9 protein-coding genes are annotated in these 6,410 nt (G+C 43.9%); 1 reads left to right on the top strand and 8 read right to left on the bottom strand.

What is annotated here, in order from left to right; all coding sequences use genetic code 11:
• Window positions 1-338 precede the first annotated feature (338 nt).
• From J7545_RS06625 to clpS, 6 genes are all read right to left on the bottom strand, one after another.
• Window positions 339-1,214 carry a M48 family metallopeptidase gene (locus J7545_RS06625; RefSeq protein WP_271937461.1) on the bottom strand — a complete coding sequence of 292 codons (876 nt, stop codon included), beginning with the start codon at window positions 1,212-1,214 and terminating at the stop codon, window positions 339-341.
• A gap of 228 nt (window positions 1,215-1,442) precedes the next feature.
• Complete coding sequence (locus tag J7545_RS06620) at window positions 1,443-1,634, bottom strand: DUF2949 domain-containing protein (RefSeq protein ID WP_271937459.1); 192 nt, start codon at window positions 1,632-1,634, stop codon at window positions 1,443-1,445.
• Between the two features lie 491 nt (window positions 1,635-2,125).
• Entirely contained in the window at window positions 2,126-2,647 is a 522-nt protein-coding gene (locus tag J7545_RS06615; protein WP_318700990.1) for a DUF192 domain-containing protein, read from the bottom strand.
• A gap of 1 nt (window position 2,648) precedes the next feature.
• Window positions 2,649-3,344 (bottom strand): response regulator transcription factor NblR, encoded by a 696-nt coding sequence (nblR, locus tag J7545_RS06610; RefSeq protein ID WP_318700989.1) that lies wholly within the window; start codon window positions 3,342-3,344, stop codon window positions 2,649-2,651.
• Between the two features lie 36 nt (window positions 3,345-3,380).
• Complete coding sequence (locus J7545_RS06605; RefSeq protein WP_318700988.1) at window positions 3,381-4,184, bottom strand: type II CAAX endopeptidase family protein; 804 nt, start codon at window positions 4,182-4,184, stop codon at window positions 3,381-3,383.
• A gap of 40 nt (window positions 4,185-4,224) precedes the next feature.
• Window positions 4,225-4,506: an ATP-dependent Clp protease adapter ClpS gene (gene clpS, locus J7545_RS06600; protein WP_318700987.1), complete on the bottom strand. Its 282-nt coding sequence runs from the start codon at window positions 4,504-4,506 to the stop codon at window positions 4,225-4,227.
• A gap of 315 nt (window positions 4,507-4,821) precedes the next feature.
• Here clpS and J7545_RS06595 point away from each other — a divergent pair, with 315 nt between their 5' ends.
• The gene (locus tag J7545_RS06595; RefSeq protein ID WP_318700986.1) at window positions 4,822-5,202 is read left to right on the top strand and encodes a hypothetical protein; all 381 of its coding nucleotides are present in this window, start codon (window positions 4,822-4,824) and stop codon (window positions 5,200-5,202) included.
• Here the strand turns inward: J7545_RS06595 and J7545_RS06590 are convergent.
• Together J7545_RS06590 and J7545_RS06585 are read right to left on the bottom strand one after the other, a co-directional pair.
• Window positions 5,199-5,393: a hypothetical protein gene (locus J7545_RS06590; protein ID WP_271937451.1), complete on the bottom strand. Its 195-nt coding sequence runs from the start codon at window positions 5,391-5,393 to the stop codon at window positions 5,199-5,201. The genes J7545_RS06595 and J7545_RS06590 overlap by 4 nt on opposite strands.
• Before the next feature lie 229 nt (window positions 5,394-5,622).
• The gene (locus J7545_RS06585) at window positions 5,623-6,366 is read right to left on the bottom strand and encodes a Uma2 family endonuclease (protein ID WP_318700985.1); all 744 of its coding nucleotides are present in this window, start codon (window positions 6,364-6,366) and stop codon (window positions 5,623-5,625) included.
• Between the last annotated feature and the right edge of the window lie 44 nt (window positions 6,367-6,410).

The following is a 6,410-nucleotide window of genomic DNA, read 5'->3' as shown; positions in this document are numbered from 1 at the left end:
TAGTTGGGTCTCCAGTTTGGATATATATCTATTTTAGCACACTTTATGATTCTCTCTTTATCCATAGGGGATTCTTATGTGATGGTCGTACGACTGATGTATTGATGAAATTCTATGGCAATGCTTCTATGGATAGATTTCTTCTATTTGTGCGACCTATTTACCCTGCACTGCTTTGGAGTGCTGTAGGATAAATTTGTGTGAAATATGTGTGAGTAGTGGGTTTTTATCCCGCCATTCCTAGGCGAGAGTCATAGTATGTAAGCTACGAATTTAAACTGGGGTGCTAGGATTCGAACTCTCATACCCGAAGGTGCCACATTTTGAGTGTGGTGCGTCTACCAATTTCGCCATCCGCCCTTGCGGACACTTTCAGAATTATAGCCTATTTTTAGAGTTTGCAACAGGTTTTCATAATCTTGGGTACTTGCCCATCGATCCACTTCCCTAGCGCGGAGTACGGGAACTGGGTGAGTGAGTTCAGCATTTTGTGCTTGTTTGAGCAGTTGACCCAGTTCGCTATCATCAATTTGATCGTAGGCACGGGCTTGATCAATAAAGGCATCTAAGTTCAGTTGGGGGGCAAGAGAGGGTGATCCACCTGCAAGTTTCATTAAGACGGACATGACGGTTCTGGGATTTTGGCTCACTAAGAGGGCGGAGCGATCGCAGGAAAATTCTGCACATCTTACCCATTCCATTAACTGGGTTTGCAGTTGTTGAGCCATGAGACTTCCCCAGGCGGGGACTAAACTAGCTCCGAGTACCATCAAATTCGCTAACGTCAGGTATACCCCATGGTCGCATTTGAGATGGCCTAACTCATGGGCAATAACGGCTTGAATTTCTTCAGGGGTGAGTAGTTCAATGAGGGAGGTATGAACAACCATGAACGGTTGCCGTCCTCGCATGGCGAAGGTATAGGCATTGGGAACCGGATGTTGTTTGATGTAGAGCTGGGGCGGTTCTAGGTCTAAGATCCGGCTGGCTTCTAGGAGTAACTGGTGTAAATGGGGCAGTTGGCGATCGCTCACCAAAATACTTGAGGCAATATTATCCAAATAGAAATACTTTTCCCCCAGTGGAGCGAGTAAATTACGGATGACCATATCCAGTCCGGGTAACTGCTTGAGCGCTTGTGTCGCTTCTCGATCCAGGGGATGACGGAAATGATCGGCTTTAAGCCCTCTTAAAATTAGTTTTGATAACTCCATAGAACACTTCAAGTTTCACAATTAGGGAATTGAGCTAAATGCACAGAACCAATTTCCCAATTATTGTAGCAACAATTGCCAAAAGGGGGCTGAATCTTCAACCCCCTTCTGGATGGTGAGCCTTTTCAGGATGTGCCGAAAAAGCGTTATCCAGGAATTAATTAAAATCTGTTTGAGAGCGATGATAAAATCCTAGCCTCCATAGTTTGATTCAACTTGACTCAATCTCTAGGCGGTTTCGAGCCAATCAAAGATTTGATCGAGTTGCTCTAAAGTGACTAAACCGTATTGCCACAACACCATAGGTAAGGGGCCGGGATCGTGCTCGCATTGTCTCATTGCTAAGGAGATTGAAGAAGAAGAGATCGATAACTCGTCTTGTAAAAATCGAATTAGTTTGGCGTAGCTTCCGGGGGACATAATCAAATTTTTCACCTCATTGTCTTAAAAGTGTATTGTGAAATCAGAATTTGTTAATTGGGTGGTGGGGGAGTCAGTTTATATTCTGTCCCCATCGTACAAGGATAAATCAAGAGGTTTAATCCCTGATGTGATCTTCTCCCATCTTGAAATAGGATCTCGATCACATTCTGACCAAAGGTAAGAGTCTGATAAACCGGATCTAAAGTTCCGGGGGATCTGGACGGTTCTGAGCGCAGCTTGACCCGTTTCACTAGATCTTTGGATATTGATTATAACTTTATTAGGGTTTAAGTTCCTAACTCTATCAAATCTTTACGGTTTTGTAAACCCTTTTACAGAATTTTAACGGGTTTTGCCTTTGGGGATCAACTCTGAGCCATAGAGATTGGAGACTAAACGAGCAAAAACCCTTGACCCGTAAGGGATCTGGAAACAGATTGAAGAAGGGGGAGGGAGGAGGGAAGAATCGACAGTTGTGTTCTGTATATTTAGAGAGAATCTAAAAACTGAATCTCAAGATGATCGCCCACTTGTAGACCTAACTCTGCTGCTCGTCCAGAGCGCAACTCAATCACCTGATTGACCGGTTCATTCGGGCCATAAACGGGACACGAAGCTGTGTTACAAGGAGGAACAGAAGCAGCGATCGCCTTCACTTCTCCATCAAGCAAAAATATCATATCTAAGGGAACCGGGACATTTTTCATCCAAAATGTCAGGAGTCTAGAATCAGCAAATGGGAATAACATTCCCCGATTGTCCGGTAATTGTGGTCGATACATTAATCCTAAAGCTTGTTGTTCGCGAGTGCGAGCGACTTCTAGTTCAATGATTTCCCCGGCGATCACCACTTGTGCCGACACTTCTAACTGCTGCCCCTTGAAATTCTCCTCAGAGACCGGATCAACAGCAAGAGGGGGAGCAGTTGATCCAGCACATCCAATCATCCCCAGACTCAACAACAGACATAACCCTAACACAGCACAATAAACCCTACTCTTTTTTCCCATGTCAAGGTTCCCGCAAAACATATCCAACTCCTCGCACCGTCTGAATGAGACGCTTTTCACCCTCATGTTCAATTTTCAGTCGTAAGTAACGGATATAGACCTCAATCACATTCGATTCTCCCATAAAGTCATATCCCCAAACCTGTTCTAAAATCTGTTTGCGGGTTAAGACATCACGGGGATGTTCTATCAAGCACTTGAGCAGTTCAAATTCCTTCATCGTTAACTCGATCTCCCGTCCATCGCGAAAGGCTCTGCGAGAACCGAGATCCAAAATCAGGTCACTAAAGCGCAACTGTTCATTATTTTCCGTATCGCTTTTGATATACAGTCGCAGTCGTTCTAAAAATTCTTCTGTACGATAGGGTTTAATGAAATAATCATCTGCTCCGGACTCTAGACACGCCACCCGGTCTTCTACCGTATCTTTGGCCATTAACATTAATATCGGGGCTACAATTCCCTGTCCCCTCATTTTTTCACAAACGCTTAACCCAGAATCTCCCACTAACATGCGATCGATAATTACTAAATTGGGTTTAATCTGATCGACTTGAGTCAGACAGAGTTTCGGATCGCTTGCCACAACTGGATCGTAACCCGATTCTCGTAAGTCCAGACTCATTTTTTCAGCTAAGTTTGTATCACTCTCAATCACTAGGATACAAGGGTGAGACTCAACGACAACGGTGTTCATAAGATTCGAGGTTACCCCGTAAGGATGCCTGGTTTATCAGGGATTTGAGCCTTTCAGCAGTCTTCGCGATCGCCGTCTGACCCAAAAGCCAATCCCACTGAGACATAATATTCCCATCATACCCGCTAGGGGATTTTGATCAATACCGGTTATCCAAGGGGGAACTGTTTGTGTATATTCAATTAACTGACCCACATTAATTACATAAAATGTGGCCACTAACCCCCCGTGCAGACCAATGGATAATCCTAATCGTCCATAGGTTGCATATTTTGCCCAAACTAGGGTTAAACCTAACAGCACCAAACCCGGAAACTGAACCCAGGTTCGCAGAATTTCCCCTAAGGGTTTAATAAAGTGCAGCACGGCAAAAATAAGAGTGTTGATCCAAGCACTGCGGTTCGGGGAATAGTCCCGTTGCAGTTCACTCAGGAACCACCCGCGAAAAAATAGCTCTTCTGCACAACCAACTCCGAAGCCAATGAGAATTGCTTCTAAGATGACTTGAGCCATTGATGGGGGTAAAGGTCTCCACGTTACCCAACCCATCAACTCTTGTATCGTAAACAATCCTAAAAGGACAGAAACAGCAATCCACAAACCGGCGAAAAACTCTAGGCGGTTTGCTCGGTTTAAGCTGACTCCATAGTATTTGCCCAGATGGGGAATGGGATCAACCCAGCGAGACCAAACATAAACCAGCAACAGGAACTCAATGTACAAAATCCCCATCGCCAAAATACTTTGCCAGTTAGGATCTCGAACCCAGAGATAAATAGGCAAGGCAATGGGCAACCAAACACACAAAAGCACCACCAAAAATCGGAGGATTCTTTGCATGGCTGGTGCTTTTTTTCTTTCTCTTATGGGGTTAGAGGTCTTATTCTTCTGGCTCAATGGTGCTAGTGAGTCCGTGATTATTCAGAGTTTCACAGTAAAACTCAGCATGTTCTTGAGCGCAGGCGATCACTAAGGCTAGTCCACTATTGTGGGCTTCCATCATAATACTCACGGCCTGGGGCTGAGTTAAACTTGATACTGTTTTTAGGAGTGTTTCGACGACATACTCCATGGTGTTGAATTCATCGTTATGGAGCAGAACTCGATAACGAGGGGCAATTTTGCGAGTTGTTGACCGTTTTTCAATGGTTTCCACAGACATAGCTTTAGACCTCTGGTGAATGAATCAAAGGAAAGCATTTGTATTTGAGTGATTAAATGCTAAGAACTCTGATTGGCTTGATACAGCGCTCTTTGATAGACCTAACGTGAGATTATAGCATTCCTTAGGAGGAAGTGTGACGTTTTGTTAAACTGTTCTAGGGTAGGTATAGTGCTTTGCACTAGAGAATAGGAAATACCTTGTATTACTTAGGGTCTAACCCTCCAAGCTTTACTCCATAGAAGAGAGAATCACTGTATACTAGACTTTTGAAGCTATAACGGGTGATTAGTGATTCGCTATTCTTCAGTAACAATGGAGAGCCTGGACAATATCCAACCTTGTCAAATTGTATATTTAGAAGTGAACGGCGATCGCCTCTATACTGAAGTGATTCAGATTGTTATCGCGAGGGGTTTGGCTTGGGTGCGCCCTTTAATCTTGGTGAAATCAACTGAGAATGATAGCCCTCTGTTAACGGATCTGCCCCCTTATTATGATGTACGCCAGGGCCCAGATCTCTTATGGCCAGTCCATGCATTCCATCTGGCCTTTGACACAGAAGTGATTCCTATTATTACTCACTTAGGAGCAATGCACCCCACTGATTCTAACAGAAGTGAACACCATCAGCAGTTAAGATCCTTTATCGATCGTCTATGGAACCTTCATCAGAACCCAGAATCAGAACACTAGGGGTTAGAAACCAATTGAATACGCCCTTCATCCATTTCGCTCATCAACAATTCTAGGGCTTCATAATCGACATCGGAAATATGGCCTAAGCGTGTTAATTCGGCATTAATGGCATTTTCTAGTTCGGGGGTGAGCCGCTTTAGGTAGAGAATCTGTTCTACCAGCCGACGGATTAAACTGGTGGGTGTCATGATTGAACCTCACTTTTTTGATATACCTCTAGTTAACTGTCAATATCTAGGCTCAGATGTGATCGAATTAGCGCCCATTAAGTGACTTCGATCACCAAGTCCTGGGGATCATGGGGGATCAAGGTTTAGCCAGATCGATTGGTTAAAGTAATGATACCTATAAGAGAAGTCCCGAAGCTGGGTGAATTTATAGGTTTAAGATGATTTTGTGATTTGTACTCTGAAGAAACTACAATAGAGCATCGGGATCGATATTTAACTGTTTTAGTTTCTCGCGTAGCTGTTGTAAATCCAATTCGGCGCGATCGGCTCTATCTCTTTCTAGTTCTTTTTCTTGACGTTCCGTCTCTAGCTCTCGTTCAGCACTTTCTGCTCTCTCCTCTGGAGTCGGATAGCGATCGCCATTCTCATCATACCAATAGAGCCATTCTCTGGTAATGCCTTGATAAGTCCCTCGATCTCTACCGATACCTAAATTCAGTTGGGATAACCCTATCGGTTCCCCAGATAATAATTGATATTTACCTCCCTCAAGTTGATAAACCTCTAGCTTCTGTTTCTTTTTCCGTAGGGGATTATAAATTACATAGTAGAGAACTCCCAGTTGAGCATACTTTTGTTTTTTCTCAACATATTCTCCCCTTGGTGTTTTTGAGACTACCTCTAACACTAAAGTCGGCACTTGTTGCTCTTCCCAAAGAACATAAGATAAGCGTAAACCTTCATCAATGATTCTGGGCACACCGATACTCAAAAACCCATCGGGGACAATTGCGGGTTGGTTTGGATCGGTGTAAACTCCCATATCTACCCCAAAAAACCAATCCATGCGCTCTGACCAAATAGAGGCCAACATCGCTTTAAGGAGAGTGGGGATTAAATCTTGCAGTTCGTTATCCACAGGGGTTTCATCTGAGTCGGGTAAATCTTGAGCTGAGGGCAAGTAATCTCTAGGATAGGATTTGAGTTGCATAAGCTGAACCGGGGTTTCTCTTGATTTTATCGCGATCGCTCTCA

Origin of the sequence: Roseofilum sp. SBFL, from assembly GCF_017746885.1 — a bacterium.
Lineage (GTDB): Bacteria > Cyanobacteriota > Cyanobacteriia > Cyanobacteriales > Desertifilaceae > Roseofilum.
This window is presented reverse-complemented; position numbering and strand designations above follow the sequence as displayed.